Consider the following 19,569-nt stretch of genomic DNA (forward strand, 5'->3'; position numbering starts at 1 on the left):
AACTCATGATAGTTTTTTATGCATAAATATGATAGAAATAGAGGTCGGGGTGCATCATATAATAGAGTAGAGCGAGAGGTTGAAGAAAACTAAAAAGTGTTAAATCTCTTAATATGATGGTAAGCGCCGGGATTTATATTATAATGAAGGTACAATTACATAACGTTTGGATGTTGGGGTTAATTTTCTTTTGTATGGAGGCACAACAAATGAGCAAAAAAATCTTGGTAGTCGATGATGAACAATCTATTGCAACACTCTTAAAGTACAATCTGGAGCAATCCGGTTATTCGGTTACAACGGCACATGATGGCGAAGAGGGCAGGGACCTGGCGATCGAACAGTCCCCTGATTTGATCATCCTCGACCTGATGCTTCCTACCATGGATGGGATCGAGGTGTGTAAGGAGCTGCGGCAGCGTAAGATTAATATTCCGATTCTGATGTTAACGGCCAAGGATGATGAATTTGATAAGGTCCTTGGGCTGGAGCTTGGAGCAGACGACTATATGACAAAGCCGTTCAGCCCGCGTGAAGTGGTGGCGCGGGTGAAGGCGATCCTTAGACGCAGCCAGGCCATTCAGGAAGCGGCGGAACCGGCTGCCCAGGAACCGACCGATTACAAGGAAGTCGGGGAATTAAAGGTGTATCCTGAGCAATATGAGGCGTATTTCCAGGGCGAATTGCTTGAACTGACACCGAAGGAATTCGAGCTTCTCTTATACCTGACGGATAACAAAGGCAGAGTATTGACGAGAGATCAGCTCTTGAGTGCGGTATGGAACTATGATTTCGCCGGAGATACGAGAATTGTGGATGTCCATATCAGCCACCTCCGGGAAAAAATTGAATCCAATACGAAAAAACCTACCTATATCAAGACCATTCGGGGTCTGGGATATAAATTGGAGGAGCCTAAAAATCGATGACCAAATTTAGGACAAAGCTTCTTTTTGCTCTAATTACATTAATCATCGCTGTCTTAATAGGACTTGGGCTGCTTCTCGGCCAGATATTTAAGAACTTTTATTTAGATACGTTTAACTCTAGGGTACAGAAAGAGGCCAGGTTGCTGGCAAGCTCCATTGAAGAAAATGGAACACCGAAAGACATCAATCCGAATATGATCCAGGAATTGAGTGACATATTGGATGTCAGGATTACCATTGTCGACAAGACCGGAAAAGTGGTTCATGATACAGAAGCGTTGGAATCATTGGTCGGTCCCCAGCAAAAGAGGGTCATACAGGAAATCCAAAAGAATTGGGATGTCAAGCAGAAGCATAAAAAACTCGTCACTTCAGGAAAAGAATATCGGTATTATTGGTATCCATTACGAAGTGCCAATGATGAAATGATGGGCCTGCTCATTATGAGTACCGAGGTCGAAGCCATTGAAAAAGGGACCCAGCAAATCTGGTTTGTGTTGTCCATATCACTGGGCCTTGCCCTGGTCCTCATTATCATACTGGGTTCAAGGATTACTGTGAGGTATACCAAGCCCATCGAATCCGCGACCAACGTGGCGATCGAACTCGCCAAGGGGAATTACCGGGCGAGGACCTATGAGGACCGGCTGGATGAAACGAGTATGCTGAGTACCTCTATCAATATACTGGCAAGGAATCTTCAGGAAATGGTGAATGCCCAGGACATGCAGCAAAATCGATTGACGACCCTGATCGAGAACATGGGAAGTGCCCTTCTTTTGATCGATCATAACGGCTTTGTCGTATTGACGAACAGGACATTCAGGGAGTTCTTCAATTTGAAGGAAAGTCAGTTGAAGAAAGTGCGGTACCATGAGGTGATCCACTATCAGGAAGTGAATAAGCTTGTGGAGGAAATCTTCATGACAGAGGAACGGTTGAGGAAACAGATCCTCCTTCCTCATAAACTCGATCGAAAGCATTATGAAGTGTACGGTGCCCCTATCATCGGGAGCAATGACGAATGGAAAGGGATCGTTGTCGTATTCCATGACATCACGGAACTCAAAAAGCTTGAACAAATGCGGAAAGATTTTGTCGCAAATGTGTCACATGAGCTGAAAACGCCGATCACCTCCATCAAAGGATTCTCGGAAACGTTACTGGACGGGGCGATGAATGATCCCGATACGTTAAAATCGTTTCTAGATATCATCCTGATGGAAAGTGACAGGCTTCAATCCCTGATCCAAGACCTATTGGAACTGTCCAAAATCGAGAAGCAAGGATTCGAGCTCTCCATTCAAGAAGCGGAAGTGGCAGGGCTGATTGAAGATGTGATGCCGATTTTACAGGAAAAAGCGAAATCGAAAAACATCTCCCTTCAGACCTCCTTTGATTCAAGGGGAACGGCTGAAGTCGATTCTTACCGGTTAAAACAGGTGTTCATCAACTTGATCAGCAATGCCATTGTGTATACTCCAAAAGGCGGAACCGTGGAGATTACGGTAGACGAAAATCCGGACAATGTGTTTGTCAGAGTGAAGGATAACGGGATGGGGATCAGTCCTGAAGAACTTCCCCGCATCTTTGAACGCTTTTATCGTGTCGATAAAGCGAGGAGCCGTAACTCTGGTGGAACGGGCTTAGGCCTTGCCATCGTCAAACATATCATGGAAGCCCATGAGGGAAATGTGGAAGTGGAGAGTGAAGTGAATAAAGGAACGACATTCACGGTCACATTAAATAAGAAATGGTCATCCCATTAGGCGTGTACTGGAAGGAAATCCTTAGTATGTTTACGATTATTTTACATTGAGTTTACATTAGGTTTAAATCCAATTAACAATAAGGTGTTACGATACTAAGTGAAACCCCTTCATCCAAGGTGTTAAGAAAAGGCGAGAACCAACCCCGTTCTCGTCTTTTCGCTTTTTATTTTTTGAAAGCGCTGCCTTCTCCTGTGCTGAAAATCCATTCTATCTTCCACACCTTTATTACCTGTCATCTTCTCTTAATATTCTTGAAACCTTTTTGTCTTACGCCCGTATATCTTAGTAAGCAGAAAATAAGATATAGAGATAGAAAAGGGAGGGTCCATATGAGTTTGAAGCGTGTTTATATGGTAGCGGGAATGGTGCTTGCAGCCATTATTCTAATTGTTGTACTACTCACGTCCTGGTATACCGTGGATGAATCAGAACAAGCACTGGTGCTGACGTTCGGGGAAGCGGGCGAACCGGTTGTGGAGCCGGGGCTGCATTTCAAGATGCCGTGGCCGATGCAATCCGTGGAAGTGCTGTCAAAGGAAACCTTCAGTCTCCAGTTTGGTTATGAAGAAAAAGACGGAAAGATCAAAGACTTTCCGAAAGAAACCAAAATGATCACGGGAGATGAATACATCGTCCTTGCCGATCTCGTCGTTCAATGGAAAATCACGGATCCGGAAAGCTATTTATTCAACTCGGATAATCCAAAGGAAATCCTGTACGATGCGACTTCATCTTCATTAAGAAGCATAATAGGAAGCTCATTGATCGATGACGCCTTAACGTCGGGTAAGGCCGAAATCGAGGCGGATGTCAGGGATTTACTGACTGAGCTGATCGATGATTACGATATCGGTATTTCCATCCTCGCAGTTAAATTACAGGATGTGGAGCTGCCGAATGCAGAGGTGCGCTCAGCCTTCACCGCCGTTACGGATGCAAGGGAAACGATGAATACGAAAATCAATGAAGCGAAGAAATATCGTAATCAACGAACCAATGAAGCGCAAGGTGAAAAGGATGCCATCATCTCAAAAGCCAAAGGGGATAAAATCGCACGTGTGGAGCAGGCCCGTGGAGATGTAGCCGTATTCGATAAGCTTTACAATGAATATAAATCGAATCCTGAGATTACAAGGAAGCGTCTCGTGCTGGAAACCCTTGAAAATGTTCTGCCAAATGCAGAAATCTATATTATGAAGGATAGCGGCGAAACCCTGAAATACTTCCCTATCCGTCAGATGGAGAATCAGGTTCCTAAAGTGGAGCAGGAAGGAAGTGAAGGGAATGAGTGATCAAAACGTGTTCGACATCAATTCTAAGAAAAAAGAACCGATCGAATGGAAGCGTTATACGAAACTGGGTATCTTTCTGGTGATCCTCATCGCTCTTCTCCTTCTTCTGTTTACGAGTCTATTCATTGTCAAAGAGGGTGAATACAAAGTCGTCCGTCAGTTTGGGGAAGTGGTGAGGATCGATAAAGATCCCGGTCTGAAATACAAGATCCCATTCATCCAGTCGGTGACCACTCTTCCAAAGCATCAAATGACATACGACGTGACAGAAGCCGAGATCAATACAAAAGATAAAAAGCGGATGCTCATCGATAACTATGCCGTGTGGCGGATTGAAGATCCCCTTAAAATGATCAAAAATGCCCGAACGGTGATCAACGCCGAGACAAAGATGGAAGAGTTCATCTACTCCGTGGTCCGCTCAGAGCTCGGGCAATTGGAGTATGACGAAATCATCAATGATGAGAAGTCTTCACGGGGAAGCTTGAACGATAAAGTAACCGACAAGGTAAATGAATTATTGAAGCGGGACGGATACGGGATCGTCGTCCAGGATGTCCGCATGAAGCGGACGGACCTGCCTGAAGCCAATGAAAACTCCGTCTATACACGGATGATTTCAGAACGTGAATCCAAAGCCCAGGAATACCTCTCCATGGGGGATGCCGAGAAACAAAGGGTGACGGCAGAGACCGATCGTGAAGTGAAGGAGCTGCTTGCCAAAGCGGGTGCGGATGCCAATGTCATCCGTGCCGAAGGAGAAGCTGAAGCCGCGCAGGTTTACAACAAATCCTTCTCGAAAGATCCCAGCTTCTATGATTTGTATAAGACGCTTGAAACCTATAAGAAAACAGTGGATGATAAAACGGTGATCATCTTACCATCCGATTCCCCATATGCAAGGCTGTTGATGGGGTATACGGAATAACATGAAGAAACTCTTGAGAGTGGTCGTGACCATTCTTCAAGGGTTCTTTTTTTATAGAAGGATTCATATCCGACAAGGTCCCCGTTTTTCCTTTCATTCCCCAACATGATAGAATGAAGGTATAGAAACAGAAGCCTTTACAGGAGGTACTTACATGTCCAAAAAATTAGTCTTGATTGACGGTAACAGTATTGCTTACCGTGCATTCTTTGCCCTTCCTTTATTAAACAACGACAAGGGCGTACATACAAACGCGGTATATGGCTTCACGACCATGCTGCAAAAAATACTGGAAGACGAAAAACCATCTCATATCCTCGTGGCCTTTGATGCGGGAAAAACGACATTCCGTCATAAAACATTCACAGAATACAAAGGCGGCAGGCAGAAAACCCCGCCGGAATTGTCCGAGCAATTCCCTTATATCCGTGAACTGTTGGATGCTTACGGGATCAAACGCTATGAAAAAGAAAACTATGAAGCGGATGATATCATCGGAACCCTTTCCCTGCAGGCGGAATCCGACGGCTTCGAAGTAAAGGTATACTCAGGGGATAAGGATTTAACCCAGCTGAGCTCCAAGGATACGACGGTGTGCATCACGCGAAAAGGGATCACGGATATCGAAGTATACACCCCTGAGCACATAAAAGAAAAATGGGAAATCACTCCTGACCGGATCATTGACATGAAAGGCCTGATGGGGGATAGCTCTGATAACATCCCCGGGGTCCCTGGTGTCGGTGAGAAAACGGCGATCAAGCTTCTGAAGGAATTCGACTCCCTTGAAAAACTTCTGGAATCCATTGACCAGGTAAGCGGAAAGAAACTGAAAGAAAAGCTGGAAGAGAATAAGGACCAGGCGATCATGAGTAAAGAACTGGCTACGATTCTCCGGGAAGCTCCCATCGAGATTACAGTTGAAGAATTGAATTATGAAGGCTGGAATGAAGGAAAGCTGAAAGAAGTGTACCGGGATCTCGGATTCAATTCCCTGCTTGAGAAAATGGGGGAATCCACTCAAGAGGAGCCGGAGGAACTTGATGAGATTTCCTTTGAAGTGGTGGAATCCATTCAAGAAGAGCATCTTTCAGGGGAAAGCTCCCTTTACATCGAGATGCTGGAAGAGAATTATCACCTTGGGGACATCATCGGCATGAGTCTTCACAATGAGAAAGGGACGATCTTTTTCACCCTCGACACGGCATTGGATTCAGAAGTCTTCAAGAAGTGGGCAGAAGACGAATCGAATGAGAAGTATGTGTACAATTCGAAAGAAACGGTTGTTGCACTGAAGCGGCAAGGGATCGACATCAAAGGCATCGGATTCGATCTGCTGTTGGGATCCTATATCATCAACCCTTCTGAATCGAGTGAGGACTTTGCGTCGATTGCAAAAGGCCATGGTCAGCCTTCCATCGAGTCGGATGAAGCGGTGTATGGTAAAGGGGCCAAGCAGAAAGTTCCTTCCACTGAGGTCTTATCCGAGCACCTTGCACGGAAGGCCGTCATTCTTCACGAGTTGAAGGACACCTGCATGAAAGAGCTCGAAGAAAACGATCTTTATGATTTGTATATGGAGCTGGAATTACCCCTTGCGCTCATTCTTGCCGAAATGGAATTCACCGGAGTGAAAGTCGACCAGGAGCGTTTGCAGACTATGAAGGAGGAACTTGCCCTCCGCCTGGAAGAGCTGGAGAAGAACATTCACGAGCTGGCAGGTGAAAGCTTCAACATCAATTCTCCGAAGCAGCTCGGCGTGATCCTGTTTGAAAAACTGGGTCTGCCGGTTGTGAAGAAAACAAAGACGGGATACTCCACTTCGGCAGACGTTTTGGAAAAGCTGCAATCGAAGCATGAGATCATTGATCATATCCTCCATTACCGTCAGTTAGGGAAGTTACAATCGACTTATCTGGAAGGGTTATTGAAGGTCGTGCATCAAGATTCAAGCAAAATCCATACGCGTTTCAACCAGGCCCTTACACAAACGGGTCGACTGAGTTCAACGGATCCGAATCTTCAAAACATCCCGATCCGCCTTGAAGAAGGGAGAAAGATCCGTCAGGCGTTCATTCCTTCTGAGAAGGGATGGGTCATGTTCGCTGCCGACTATTCTCAAATCGAACTGCGGGTCCTTGCCCATATCGCAGGAGACGAGAAATTGGTTGAAGCCTTCCGTAACGATATGGATATCCATACGAAAACCGCGATGGACGTCTTTGGAGTGGAGAAGGACGAGGTCACGTCCAATATGAGAAGGCATGCAAAAGCCGTCAACTTCGGAATCGTCTATGGGATCAGTGATTACGGACTGTCCCAAAGCCTTGACATTACGCGTAAAGAAGCAGGGGAATTCATTAAGAAGTACCTGGAAAGCTTCCCCGGCGTGAAAGAATACATGGATGATATCGTCCAGGATGCGAAACAGAAAGGGTATGTGACAACTCTGATGAATCGCCGCCGTTACCTTCCTGAAATCACGAGCCGTAATTTCAATTTGCGAAGCTTTGCAGAACGTACAGCGATGAATACACCGATCCAGGGAAGTGCAGCAGATATCATCAAGAAAGCCATGATCGACATGGCTGCCCGGTTGAAGGAAGAGAATCTTCAATCCAGAATGTTGTTACAGGTGCATGATGAATTGATTTTTGAAGCGCCTGAGGATGAAATCGAAATGTTGAAGAAAATCGTGCCTGAAGTGATGGAAAACGCGATGGAGCTTGAGGTTCCATTGAAAGTTGATTACTCATACGGACAAACATGGTACGACGCGAAGTAGTTCTATATAGAAGGAGGTGGCACAATGCCTGAGCTGCCTGAAGTAGAAACGGTCAGAAGAACATTGGAACACCTGATCCTGGGTAAGAAAATCAAGGACGTCAGCGTCTTTTGGCCGAAAATGGTCAAACACGCTGAAACGGAAGAGTTCATTCATAGCTTGAGAGGCCAGGAAATTCTCGAAATGCGAAGAAGAGGGAAATTCTTGATCTTTTATTGCGATGATGTTGCCCTTGTTTCTCATTTGAGAATGGAAGGGAAGTACAATCTGGCAGATCAGCATGATCCCATTGAAAAACATACCCATGTGATCTTTCACTTTACGGACGGTACGGAGCTGAGATACCGTGATGTCCGGAAGTTTGGAACGATGCATCTTTTCAAGAAGGGGGAGGAACTGCTGCAGCTTCCCCTCCTTCAGCTGGGACCCGAGCCTTTTCAACCTGAGTTCACGGCGGACTATTTGACAGAAAAGCTCAGCAGGACGGAACGGATCGTGAAAGCTGCGTTACTGGATCAGACGGTCCTTGTCGGCCTCGGGAACATCTATGTGGATGAAGCCCTATTCCGTGCAGGGATACATCCCGACCGAAAGTCCAAGTCCCTGTCTGAAAAAGAGATCGAGGGGCTGCACCGGGAGATCGTCCACACCCTGACCGAAGCCGTCGACATGGGCGGGAGCACGATCCGGTCGTATGTGAATTCCCAAGGACAAATGGGGATGTTCCAACAGAACCTGTATGTTTATAGCAGAAAAGATGAGCCGTGCCGAAACTGCGGCACCCCCATCGAGAAGAAAGTCTCAGCAGGGAGAGGGACTCATTATTGTCCCCGCTGTCAGCGGTAGAAAGAACGTTTAACATTTGATAAGCCCTTACCATATAGTATTGTAATGATTTTTGGGAGGGCTATTAGATGAGTGAAACAATCTCCTTATTACTGCTGGCGTTTGCTGTGAGTCTCGATAGTTTTAGCACCGGTTTAACTTATGGATTGCGAAAAGTGAAAATCCCTACAAAATCAATCAGCATCATTTCGATCTGTTCAGCGAGCTCTTTATTGCTGGCCATGCTACTCGGTCAAACCATCGGGTCCATCATCACCACGGTCTGGGCAGGTAGGATCGGCGGACTGATCCTTGTCGTGATTGGCGCAGCCGTTCTTTACCAGTTCTTCAGACCGGAAAAGGAAACGGTGTTATCACACGAAAAAACACTGATCAATTTTGAAATCAAATCCATAGGTTTGGTGATACAAATATTAAGAAGGCCGCTGACGGCGGACTTTGATAAATCGGGTACGATTACCGGGATCGAAGCATTCATGCTGGGGATCGCCCTGTCACTCGATGCCTTCGGTGCCGGAATCGGTGCCGCCTTATTACATTTCTCGCCAGTGATGCTTACCCTAGCGATCTTTGTGATGAGCTTTACCTTCTTATTCTCGGGATTGAAGATGGGGGAATTCTTCTCGCATCTGCGCTGGATTCACCGCGTCTCGTTTCTTCCGGGAGTCTTGCTCATCCTGATCGGGATCCTGCGGTTTTAGCAGCTGGTGGAAGAAAGGATACGATCATGGCAACTATTATAGGATTAACAGGTGGGATCGCGAGTGGTAAGAGTACCATTTCCACCATGTTACATGAAAAAGGATATACGATAATCGATGCAGATCTGGCTGCCCGTATGGTCGTAGAAGTCGGCCAGCCGGCTTACCTTGCAATCGTCGAGGAATTTGGTGAACGTATCCTGCACGAAAACGATCCAACCATCAATCGGGAAAAACTCGGTCAAATCATTTTCAACTCTGAAGAAAAAAGGAAAAAACTCAATAGCATCGTCCATCCAGCTGTCAGGACCATGATGCTTCAGCACAAGGATGAAGCCATCGCATCCGGGAAAAACACGATTTTCATGGATATCCCGTTACTATTCGAAAGCGACCTGACCTGGATGGTGGAGCGCACCCTGGTCATATTCGTGAACGAAGAAACACAGCTGACACGTCTAATGGAACGGAACCATCTCAACCGTGAAGATGCAGAAGCACGAATCGCATCCCAGTTCCCACTCAAAGACAAAGTCAACCTCGCCGACGCAGTCATCGACAACAACGGATCACTGCATGAGACAAAAGAACAACTCGAAGCACTATTAACAGAATGGGACCTGCAACCATAACATCACAAATGACCGACAAGAAACCCTTGTCGGTTTTATTTTGTCTAAGAGGGTTAGAGTATTGGAATGATCTGATATCAATTATTGGTACCGTCATAATATTCATGTTGAGTGTAACGGAAGGCTGCTCGACTCCTGCGGGAAACGTGGGACAGTTCGAAAAGCGGAGGCGGCTTGTTCAGACCCGACAAGCATAAGATGAATGGAACGGGAAGGCGTTCTTTGCCTTCATGGGCCATTTAGCTTATGACCTCGAGGGGCTAGCCGCCGGAGCTGGACAGGTGAGACCCCGCTAAAGCCGAGGAGGCTCACCGCCCACCCCGCGGAAAGCGAGCAACCTGGAGTGGAACTCAACCAGCACATGCCCCGTCAAATTATTAACCGTCAACATTTGAAATCAAGTATGTTTCCAAACCACAAAAATATACATACAATAAGCCTATTTGTCAGAATTATAAAACATTTAAAATCCGCAAAATACTTATTAACTAATTCTCCAAATATGTTATACTATTTTTAGCAAATAAACATATAAGTATAACATTAATATAGAGGGGAGCCGGATTTATGAAGGCGAAAATTGCAATCAATGGTTTTGGACGTATTGGAAGAATGGTTTTCAGAAAAGCGATATTAGAGGATAACTTAGAGGTTGTAGCCATTAACGCAAGCTACCCGGCTGAAACGTTAGCTCATTTAATAAAGTATGACACAAATCATGGTACATTCCAGGCGGATGTCGTGACAGAGGACGATGCACTCATCGTCAACGGCAAACGTGTCCTGCTATTAAGCAATCGTGATCCCAAAGCATTACCTTGGAATGAACTGAACATCGATATCGTCATCGAAGCGACGGGGAAATTCAATTCAAAAGACAAAGCGAGCCTTCACTTAGAAGCAGGAGCGAAAAAAGTCATCCTGACGGCCCCGGGTAAAAATGAAGACGTTACCATTGTGATGGGCGTAAATGAAAGCGCATTAAATATAGAAGAACACAGCGTCATTTCCAATGCTTCCTGCACGACGAACTGTCTGGCTCCTGTAGCGAAAGTGCTGGATGAGCAGTTTGGAATTGAAAACGGTCTCATGACGACGGTCCATGCTTACACGAACGATCAAAAAAATATCGATAATCCTCATAAGGACTTACGAAGAGCGAGAGCGTGCGGGCAATCGATCATCCCGACAACGACTGGTGCTGCAAAAGCATTATCATTGGTCCTGCCACAATTAAGCGGGAAGCTTCACGGAATGGCGCTGCGTGTGCCGACTCCGAACGTGTCATTAGTGGATCTGGTCGTGGATGTAAAAAGAGACGTAACCGTCGAGGAAATCAATGATGCATTCATCACGGCATCCCTTGGTTCCCTGCACGGTGTGCTTCAATACACGACAGAACCATTGGTGTCGATCGACTTCAATACAAATCCTCATTCCGCGATCATCGACGGTTTGTCCACCATGGTGATGGGCAGCCGAAAAGTGAAGGTATTGGCCTGGTATGACAACGAATGGGGCTACTCATGCCGCGTCGTGGACCTGGCTAAATTCGTCGCCAACAAAATGAACGCCAAACAAGAAGTCAACGTTTGAAAGAACCAATATAAACAATAAATCAAATCGCTAGAACGTACCTTTTTCGGGTGCGTTCTTTTCTTATGATTAGACTATCTTCGTGAAATTTGTTATTTTTACAAAAGGAGGGGCCGGGGGGAGTTCATCCTGACAACCCCACTAAAAAAAGTTTGTAAAAATTTATTGCAAAAGAGATTTAAACAAAGTATACTATTTTTCGTGAACTTCTTATTAGCAAATGAATACTGATTTAACTACTTAAAGGGTTAGGACCTCTTCGGACTAACTTTCCCCCGTGGTAGTTAAGATTTTGCCAAAGGATTCGTTCATTTTGACGAAAAAAATTATGTCAAAGGGGGAAATACGAAAATGGAAACAATGGGTCGTCATGTAATCTCGGAATTATGGGGTTGCGATTTTGAAAAATTAAACGATGTAGTAGGAATTGAGAAAACATTCGTAGATGCTGCGCTTAAGTCAGGTGCAGAAGTGCGTGAGGTAGCTTTCCATAAATTTGCTCCTCAAGGTGTGAGTGGAGTCGTGATCATTTCTGAATCACACTTAACTATCCACAGTTTTCCTGAACATGGTTATGCCAGTATTGATGTATATACGTGCGGCGATTTAGATCCTAATATCGCAGCTGAATATATTGCAGATGCTCTTGGTGCTGACACACGCGAAACGATTGAATTGCCGCGTGGAATGGGTCCTGTACAAATGAAGAAGTCCCAGGCTCAAGCCCTTTAATCGATAATAACTCAGAAGAGATGCGTGAATTCATGCATCTCTTTTTTTTCGCGCCTTCGCAGGTGCACTTATGGGTTTTTCAATCTTGCCTTTTCGTGTAAAATAAGGGTAACTAAAGGGAGGAACTTGATATGAGTGGAATACGTACCCTGTTAAAGCGATTTCAATCGGAGTGTGAAACGTCCGATCAGCATGAAGATAAAGAGCTGCAATCACACTATTATAAATCGATGCACCAAGGTGTATTTAATGCGGTACTGGAATTATTCTCATCGTCGGAGTATGAGGTGATTTCCCAGTCCAAGGACAGAGGGGAAATCACGGTCCGGAAAAACGGAACGCCTCAATTATTCATCGTGGCCACGGTCATTACGGTGAGGCCGCTTGAAACGGCAGTCGATTTCAAGGTGAGTGCAGACAAAGGGAAGATCTTTGGTACATATACGGTGTTAAAAGCGCAGATCTGCCATTATTATCAGAAGCTTGACAGCGAATTGAGGAAAGTGAAATAACGGTAAATCCCATAGAAGCTTGTGTATGTCGCAGCTTTTTTATATGATGAAAGTAATAGTATGTAATAACGGAGCTGATATTATGAAATGCCCGTCTTGCCAGCATAATGGTACCCGAGTGGTCGACTCCCGGCCTGCTGATGAAGGACGTTCGATCAGGAGAAGAAGAGAATGTGAAGAATGCACGTTTCGCTTCACGACCTTTGAGAAGGTTGAAGAGCTTCCTTTAATTGTGGTGAAAAAAGAAGGGGTAAGAGAAGAGTTTAGTCGAGAAAAGATTTTAAGAGGATTGATCAAGGCCTGTGAGAAGCGCCCGGTTCCTCTTGAAAGATTAGAAAAGATCTCCACGGATATTGAAAAGGACCTTCGTAATCAGGGTGCCTCTGAAGTGGAATCCGTGAAGATCGGTGAGATGGTCATGGATCACCTTGCCAAAGTAGATGAAGTGGCATATGTCCGTTTTGCATCCGTATATCGACAGTTTAAAGATATCAATGTATTTATAGATGAATTGAAAGAATTAATCAAAAAAGAGTAGAAGAATGAGCTGAAGATGGTATTCTTTAGCTCTTTTCTCTTTATGTATTGAAAGGTAGAATCACGCTATGAAGAAGCATTGGAATGAAATACAGCCAATCGATCATTACACGGTAGGGACCCATGGGATGCTTCAGGAATATGACCGGAAAATCATCACATTTCTATACCAGCCACTGATCGGTTCCGTTTGCTACAGCCTCTATATGAGTCTTTGGGGCGAAGTGGAGGAAAATCGGCTGTGGTCGACCGAATCCACCCATTATCATCTGATGAACGTTCTTTCGGTCAATCTTCAGGATGTCTATGAGGCACGGATGAAGCTTGAAGGGATCGGGTTGTTGAAGACCTTTGAGAAAAAGGACCATGAAGAGCGCCGTTTTCTTTATGAACTGCAGCCGCCTTTATCGCCGCAGGAATTCTTTCACGATGGCATGCTGAATGTGTATTTATACCGGAAGATCGGGAGGACTCATTATCTCCGTTTGAAGAAATTTTTCACGGATGTGTCTGCTGATAAACATCAGTACACCAACATTACCCGTTCTTTTCAGGATGTCTTTAGGTCGGAACAAATTAATTTTCTACACCATGATGCGAATATGGATTCCGAAACCGCGTCTGGTGAACAATATATGAAATACGGCAAGAATGATGGACTTGCCCTGGACGAAGTCGATTTCGATTTTCAACTGTTACTGTCCGGGTTATCCGAATCCATGGTCCCGCGCAAAGCCTTTACGCCAAAAGTGAAGGAAACCGTATTGAAACTGAGCTATCTGTACGGGATCGATCCTCTTCAAATGAAGAATATCGTACTAAGCTCACTGGATGCGGACGATACGATCGATATCGAATTGTTACGAAAAACCGCCCGGGACTGGTATGGCATGCAGACAGGTGATCAACTGCCTGACTTGACTGCGAGAATGGAAACGAAACAACCTGCCCCACGGGATAAACCGCTCTCCAAGGAAGAAGAGCTCATTGAATACCTGGAAACAACGTCCCCGAAGGATGTATTATCGGACATTTCCAATGGCGGATCTCCTTCAAAGGCGGATCTCCAGGCGGTTGAAGAAGTGCTCATGTCACAGAAGCTGCCGATCGGCGTCATGAATGTGCTGGTCCAATATGTGCTGTTAAAAACCGACATGAAACTGACAAAGGGATACATGGAGAAGATTGCCTCCCACTGGTCCAGGAAAAAAGTGACCTCGGCAAGCGAAGCGATGAATCTGGCGAAAAAGGAACACAAGCAGTATCTTGAGTGGGCTGAGGGGAAAAAGGAAACCAAATCGAACAGGCGGAGAAAGCCGATCCGCACAGAGAAACTTCCTGAGTGGTTCAAGGAAGAGGAAACGTCGAACGAAGCCGATGCCTCTTCTGACGAATACGATTTCGAAGCTGAAAAGAAAAAACTCGAGGAAGAGCTTAAAAATTTTCGGAAGTAGGTGAACAATACGGTGGAGAGAATCAATAACACCTTAAAAAGGTTGGCGACTTCTGGTTCGTTTCAACAGAGATATGAACAAATGAAAAAAGAGATTTTAGAAAACAATGACGTAAAAGACTTTATCCGGAGGAACGAAGGCCTTGTAACAACTGAAATGGTCAACGAAAGCCTGATGAAGCTGTATGAATACATTTCCCAAAGCAAGGAGTGCCGGTACTGCCCTTCATTGCAGGAATGTAAAAACATGATGCAAGGCTATGACCCCCATCTGGTGATCAGGGGGAACACCATCGACATCGATTACCACCGCTGCCCGCGTAAAGTCATCCATGATGAGAGAACGAGTGCCCAGCGATTGATCAAAAGCCTGTATGTGCCAAAGGATATTTTACAAGCATCCTTCCAGACCCTCGACCTTGATTCGAAAAGCCGCCTGGAAGCTGTGCGTTTGGCGAAAAATTTCGTCGAGACCTATACGGAAGGCACAAAAATGAAGGGCCTCTATTTTTATGGGAAGTTCGGGGTGGGCAAATCCTATCTGTTAGGGGCCATGGCCAATGAACTCGCCGAGAAAAAGATCGGCTCTCTTATCGTGTATGTTCCCGAGTTCTTCAGGGAGATCAAACAATCACTCGGTGATAATACGGTAAATGAAAAGCTTGAGATGGTGAAATCGGCACCGATCCTCATGCTGGATGATATCGGCGCGGAAACGATGTCCAGCTGGGGAAGGGATGAAATCCTCGGAACGATCCTCCAGTACCGGATGCTTGAGAATCTGCCGACCTTCTTCACTTCCAACTTCAACTTCAACGAGCTGACTCATCATCTGACGTACAGTCAGCGCGGGGAAGAAGAGAAGCTGAAGGCTGCACGGATCATGGAGCGGATCAAATATCTGTCCAAGCCTGTGTTGATTGATGGGCGTAATCGAAGAGAATAGGTTGAAAGAGAGGTGATTGCTTGCGATGATCCTCTCTTTTTTTTGGTTGGGTGGTATGTGATTGTGTTTCCGATTATTGGAAAAAAGCTGGATTCTGTGTGCTTTCGGCTGGATTATTACAGGAAGCGGCTGGATTAAGCGGGATTTCCGCTGGATTCTCGTCCAAAACGGCCGGATTATCGGCAAAATCGGCTGGATTTATTGCAACGGTAGGGAGGATTCAACGCCAAATTGGTCTGGATAACTACACCAACAACCAAAACCACGTTAAACTGCCCACATCGTCCTAACCACCGACCTGAAACCCGACAAATAACCCCAACAAACGACCATACCACCTCAAACTCACAAAAATCAACGAACCGACCATCGGGTTTCGTCAAACCAATACCCCATCATCCTCATAACCGACCGATCTCTTCACCATTACGTATAAAGCACCACCCCTTACAAAAAAGAAATTCCCTCATCAACTTCTAATTTATACAAGCCTCCCATATATATAAATCAGGGAATTGGGTTTAAGGAGGCGAGAAAGTTTGATTGAATTTATTTTCAAGCAAAAAAGTGATGCGATAAAGCTTCAAGAATACCTCAATAAAGAGTTCATCCAATCATGGTTCCATGAAACGCTCTTTCAACATAAAAGGCACTATAATTTGACGATAGAGGTCTCCCCCTTTTTCAAGGAGAGAGAAAAACTGTTCAACGGGGTGACCCGCTTTGTCTTGAATGATAAATGCATGGACTGGTCCGAATCAGTCCTGAGGGAAAATTATTTCTATGAAGATAGTGATGAAATCAATCAGATTTTAGAAATCGTATCAGAGATGAGGATGGGGGAGCGGCCCGAATTGATCGAGCTGATCGGCGAATGGGACGAAGGGGGATACGTTCGTGACAGCCTGGAACATTTGTTGGAAGGGAAGGCGCCCATATCATTCGACTCGTTCAGTAAGTTCAGGCTGAAGAAGCTGGAGGAGAGGCTGCTCCTGATGGTGGACCTGGCCATCGATGAATATAAGATGGAACAGGAATATCAGATGTTCGTGCATATGCTCCGGGAGTATCTTGCGTCCAGGGAGCAGAAGGTGCTCACGATTCATCTTTACTCGACTGGATATGGTTTCCGTTTCTTTGATGAAGACATGAAAGAGCTGACCCGGCAGGACCTGACGAAGGCGATTGATAAACGGCTCCTGACCAATCACCCTTTATATGTGGATTCGTACACCATCGCCCCATTATTGTCCCTTGCCCCACGGAAGATCCACGTGTATGGGAATGGGGACCATCAATTGGTCAGGACCCTTCAGAATATTTTTGAAGAACGGATCGAGCTTTTGCCGTTGAATTATTTTCCCGACACGCTTCTGTATCCTTCGTGGGATATCGCAAGTGAATAGGCTTGCTTTTCGACACATAACCGATTATAATACCTACATAATAAGTCAATAAATAAAGGTTATGATGAGGACAACAATATTCCTATTCCATTCACAGAGAGGGAAGTCATTTGGCTGCAAGCTTCCTAATTCGGTAGTGATATTTACCACCTCGGAACTTCAATCATGAACGGAATCATAAAGGATTCACAGTAATGATTGACGGCTAAATGTCGTTATTCGTTTTCAATGAAGTCATTGTCTTTAAAACCAAGACAGTGAGAAGTTGGGTGGAACCACGAGTTTACTTATTAACCTCGTCCCTTCAAACGTGAAGGGGCGGGGTTTTTTATGTTTTATAACGATATTTTAAGGAGTGAAATCACATGTCAGAAGTAGTGAAAATGCAGTTCCCTGATGGAAATGTCAAGGAGTTTCCAAAGGGTACGACAACAGAAGAGATTGCTGCGTCCATCAGTCCGGGACTGAAGAAGAAGGCGCTGGCTGGAAAAATAAATGGTGAAATGATCGACCTGCGTACAGGAATTCAAGAAGATGGAGCAATTGAAATCGTGACGGCTCCATCAGCGGATGCCCTTGAAGTCCTTCGTCACAGTACCGCCCATTTAATGGCACAGGCCATCAAACGTTTATATCCAGAAACGAAGCTAGGGATCGGTCCGGTCATTGAAGGCGGATTCTATTACGATATCGATTCAGAGCATTCGTTCACTCCGGAGGATCTTCCGGTGATCGAGAAGGAAATGAAGAAGATCACAGGTGAAAACCTGGAAGTGATCCGTAAAGAAGTCAGCCGCGACGAGGCGCAGAAAATGTATGAGGAAATCGGAGACGAGTACAAGCTTGAACTCCTTGAAGCCATTCCTGCAGGGGAGCAGGTTTCCATTTACGAGCAAGGTGAATTCTTCGACCTTTGCCGTGGGGTCCACATCCCGTCTACGAATAAAATCAAAGAATTCAAGCTGCTGAGCATTGCCGGTGCTTACTGGCGCGGGAACAGCGATAATAAAATGCTTCAACGTATTTACGGTACCGCGTTCTTCAATAAAGAAGATCTTGAGGAGCATCTTCGCCTTTTAGAAGAAGCGAAAGAGCGTGATCACCGTAAGATCGGGAAAGAATTGAACCTATTCATGAACTCGCAAAAAGTGGGACAAGGACTGCCGATGTGGCTTCCTAAAGGTGCGACGATCCGCCGCATCATCGAACGTTACATCGTGGATAAAGAAGAGCGTCTGGGCTATGACCACGTCTACACTCCAATCATGGGTAGCGTAGAACTTTACAAAACAAGCGGTCACTGGGATCACTATCAGGAGAACATGTTCCCTGTCATGGAGATGGATAATGAAGATCTTGTCCTTCGCCCGATGAACTGCCCGCACCATATGATGATTTACAAAAACGGCATCCACAGCTACCGTGAGCTTCCGATCCGTATTGCTGAGCTTGGCACGATGCACCGTTACGAATTGTCTGGAGCCCTTTCTGGCCTGCAGCGTGTACGCGGGATGACTCTGAATGATGCCCATATCTTCGTGCGTCCCGACCAAATCAAGGAAGAGTTCAAGCGTGTTGTACGCCTTGTTCAAGAAGTATACAAAGACTTTGATCTGAATGACTATTCGTTCCGTCTTTCGTATCGTGATCCTGAAGATACTGAGAAGTACTTTGATGACGATGAGATGTGGAACCGTGCACAGGGCATGATCAAGGAAGCGATGGATGAGCTGGATGTCGAGTACTTCGAAGCAGAAGGGGAAGCGGCATTCTACGGCCCTAAACTGGACGTTCAAGTGAAAACGGCATTGGGGAAAGAAGAAACATTATCCACAGTTCAATTGGACTTCTTACTTCCAGAGCGCTTTGATCTGACTTACGTTGGAGAAGACGGGAAGCAGCACCGTCCGGTTGTTATCCACCGTGGGGTTGTTTCCACTATGGAACGCTTCGTGGCCTTCCTGATCGAAGAATACAAAGGAGCATTCCCGACATGGCTCGCTCCAACGCAGGTTCAGGTGATCCCGGTTTCTCCGGATGTTCACTTCGACTACGCGAAAGAAGTGAAAGAAAAGCTTCAGGCTGAAGGACTTCGTGTGGATATCGATGACCGTAATGAAAAGATCGGTTACAAGATCCGTGAAGCACAGATGAGTAAAGTTCCTTACATGCTTGTGGTGGGAGACAATGAAATCAAGGAAACGGCCGTCAACGTCCGTAAATACGGAGAGCAAAAATCCGAAACTATCTCCCTTGATGAATTCATTGGCCACATCACAAAAGAAGCGAATCGATAAAATCGGATGAGGGACGGACCTCCAAATGGTCATTGTGGTTTACCATAATGTTTCCGTTGGAGGTCCGTCCCTCCCGTATAAATTTCAAAAAAACTGTTGCACTCTCCTAAGATGTCTGATATTATGAAATACGTTGTGATATTAAATGATTATTTGACAGCGGTATTGTCATGTGATATAGTATCTAAGGTGAATTGAATACAGT

At 45.4% G+C, this 19,569-nt stretch carries 17 protein-coding genes and 1 other annotated feature; all 17 genes read left to right on the top strand.

From position 1 onward, the window contains the following. Positions 1-209 precede the first annotated feature (209 nt). The 17 genes from CN378_RS21775 (at position 210) to thrS (ending at position 19,364) form a co-directional block, all read left to right on the top strand. On the top strand, positions 210-929 hold the full coding sequence (locus CN378_RS21775) for a response regulator transcription factor (RefSeq protein WP_098354602.1): 720 nt from the start codon (positions 210-212) through the stop codon (positions 927-929). Further along, positions 926-2,698 (top strand): two-component system histidine kinase PnpS, encoded by a 1,773-nt coding sequence (gene pnpS, locus CN378_RS21780; RefSeq protein WP_098354603.1) that lies wholly within the window; start codon positions 926-928, stop codon positions 2,696-2,698. Before CN378_RS21775 ends, pnpS begins: the two co-directional genes overlap by 4 nt. Before the next feature lie 332 nt (positions 2,699-3,030). Further along, positions 3,031-3,993, top strand: a complete 963-nt coding sequence (hflK, locus tag CN378_RS21785) for an FtsH protease activity modulator HflK (RefSeq protein WP_098354604.1) — start codon at positions 3,031-3,033, stop codon at positions 3,991-3,993. Next, complete coding sequence (gene hflC, locus CN378_RS21790) at positions 3,986-4,921, top strand: protease modulator HflC (protein WP_098354605.1); 936 nt, start codon at positions 3,986-3,988, stop codon at positions 4,919-4,921. The genes hflK and hflC overlap by 8 nt, the downstream gene beginning before the upstream one ends. 154 nt (positions 4,922-5,075) lie before the next feature. Then, on the top strand, positions 5,076-7,706 hold the full coding sequence (gene polA, locus CN378_RS21795) for a DNA polymerase I (RefSeq protein WP_098354606.1): 2,631 nt from the start codon (positions 5,076-5,078) through the stop codon (positions 7,704-7,706). Between the two features lie 24 nt (positions 7,707-7,730). Then, positions 7,731-8,552, top strand: coding sequence for a DNA-formamidopyrimidine glycosylase (mutM, locus tag CN378_RS21800; RefSeq protein ID WP_098354607.1), 822 nt, complete (start codon positions 7,731-7,733; stop codon positions 8,550-8,552). A 68-nt stretch (positions 8,553-8,620) separates the two neighbouring features. Further along, the gene (ytaF, locus tag CN378_RS21805) at positions 8,621-9,253 is read left to right on the top strand and encodes a sporulation membrane protein YtaF (RefSeq protein WP_098354608.1); all 633 of its coding nucleotides are present in this window, start codon (positions 8,621-8,623) and stop codon (positions 9,251-9,253) included. Between the two features lie 26 nt (positions 9,254-9,279). Beyond that, entirely contained in the window at positions 9,280-9,885 is a 606-nt protein-coding gene (gene coaE / locus CN378_RS21810) for a dephospho-CoA kinase (RefSeq protein WP_098354609.1), read from the top strand. Between the two features lie 567 nt (positions 9,886-10,452). Next, the gene (locus CN378_RS21815) at positions 10,453-11,481 is read left to right on the top strand and encodes a glyceraldehyde-3-phosphate dehydrogenase (protein ID WP_098354610.1); all 1,029 of its coding nucleotides are present in this window, start codon (positions 10,453-10,455) and stop codon (positions 11,479-11,481) included. 351 nt (positions 11,482-11,832) lie between these two features. Beyond that, complete coding sequence (speD, locus tag CN378_RS21820) at positions 11,833-12,213, top strand: adenosylmethionine decarboxylase (RefSeq protein WP_098354611.1); 381 nt, start codon at positions 11,833-11,835, stop codon at positions 12,211-12,213. 131 nt (positions 12,214-12,344) lie between these two features. Next, entirely contained in the window at positions 12,345-12,725 is a 381-nt protein-coding gene (locus CN378_RS21825) for a cytosolic protein (RefSeq protein WP_098354612.1), read from the top strand. Positions 12,726-12,807: 82 nt separating this feature from the next. Further along, positions 12,808-13,263: a transcriptional regulator NrdR gene (gene nrdR, locus CN378_RS21830; protein WP_034757001.1), complete on the top strand. Its 456-nt coding sequence runs from the start codon at positions 12,808-12,810 to the stop codon at positions 13,261-13,263. 67 nt (positions 13,264-13,330) lie between these two features. Next, entirely contained in the window at positions 13,331-14,716 is a 1,386-nt protein-coding gene (locus CN378_RS21835; protein ID WP_098354613.1) for a replication initiation and membrane attachment family protein, read from the top strand. Between the two features lie 12 nt (positions 14,717-14,728). Beyond that, positions 14,729-15,661, top strand: a complete 933-nt coding sequence (gene dnaI / locus CN378_RS21840) for a primosomal protein DnaI (RefSeq protein WP_098354614.1) — start codon at positions 14,729-14,731, stop codon at positions 15,659-15,661. 98 nt (positions 15,662-15,759) lie between these two features. After that, positions 15,760-15,951, top strand: coding sequence for a hypothetical protein (locus CN378_RS22385; RefSeq protein WP_142323651.1), 192 nt, complete (start codon positions 15,760-15,762; stop codon positions 15,949-15,951). A 249-nt stretch (positions 15,952-16,200) separates the two neighbouring features. After that, the gene (locus CN378_RS21845) at positions 16,201-17,067 is read left to right on the top strand and encodes a putative sporulation protein YtxC (protein WP_098354615.1); all 867 of its coding nucleotides are present in this window, start codon (positions 16,201-16,203) and stop codon (positions 17,065-17,067) included. Positions 17,068-17,119: 52 nt separating this feature from the next. Then, positions 17,120-17,374: a binding site (T-box leader), on the top strand. Between the two features lie 58 nt (positions 17,375-17,432). Beyond that, a complete protein-coding gene (gene thrS, locus CN378_RS21850) occupies positions 17,433-19,364 on the top strand; it encodes a threonine--tRNA ligase (RefSeq protein WP_098354616.1) in 1,932 nt (643 codons plus the stop codon). Positions 19,365-19,569 lie beyond the last annotated feature (205 nt).

Origin of the sequence: Bacillus sp. AFS015802 (assembly GCF_002561455.1) — a bacterium.
In the GTDB taxonomy this organism is placed as follows: Bacteria; Bacillota; Bacilli; order Bacillales; family Bacillaceae_B; genus Rossellomorea.

Bases quoted from the DNA above. Each gene is read 5' to 3' on its own strand.
- mutM (WP_098354607.1), top strand. From the start codon at position 7,731: ATGCCTGAGCTGCCTGAAGTAGAAACGGTCAGAAGAACATTGGAACAC.
- thrS (WP_098354616.1), top strand. From the start codon at position 17,433: ATGTCAGAAGTAGTGAAAATGCAGTTCCCTGATGGAAATGTCAAGGAG.
- ytaF (WP_098354608.1), top strand. From the start codon at position 8,621: ATGAGTGAAACAATCTCCTTATTACTGCTGGCGTTTGCTGTGAGTCTC.
- CN378_RS21775 (WP_098354602.1), top strand. From the start codon at position 210: ATGAGCAAAAAAATCTTGGTAGTCGATGATGAACAATCTATTGCAACA.
- CN378_RS21835 (WP_098354613.1), top strand. From the start codon at position 13,331: ATGAAGAAGCATTGGAATGAAATACAGCCAATCGATCATTACACGGTA.
- polA (WP_098354606.1), top strand. From the start codon at position 5,076: ATGTCCAAAAAATTAGTCTTGATTGACGGTAACAGTATTGCTTACCGT.
- nrdR (WP_034757001.1), top strand. From the start codon at position 12,808: ATGAAATGCCCGTCTTGCCAGCATAATGGTACCCGAGTGGTCGACTCC.
- pnpS (WP_098354603.1), top strand. From the start codon at position 926: ATGACCAAATTTAGGACAAAGCTTCTTTTTGCTCTAATTACATTAATC.
- hflK (WP_098354604.1), top strand. From the start codon at position 3,031: ATGAGTTTGAAGCGTGTTTATATGGTAGCGGGAATGGTGCTTGCAGCC.
- coaE (WP_098354609.1), top strand. From the start codon at position 9,280: ATGGCAACTATTATAGGATTAACAGGTGGGATCGCGAGTGGTAAGAGT.
- CN378_RS21825 (WP_098354612.1), top strand. From the start codon at position 12,345: ATGAGTGGAATACGTACCCTGTTAAAGCGATTTCAATCGGAGTGTGAA.
- CN378_RS21815 (WP_098354610.1), top strand. From the start codon at position 10,453: ATGAAGGCGAAAATTGCAATCAATGGTTTTGGACGTATTGGAAGAATG.
- speD (WP_098354611.1), top strand. From the start codon at position 11,833: ATGGAAACAATGGGTCGTCATGTAATCTCGGAATTATGGGGTTGCGAT.
- hflC (WP_098354605.1), top strand. From the start codon at position 3,986: ATGAGTGATCAAAACGTGTTCGACATCAATTCTAAGAAAAAAGAACCG.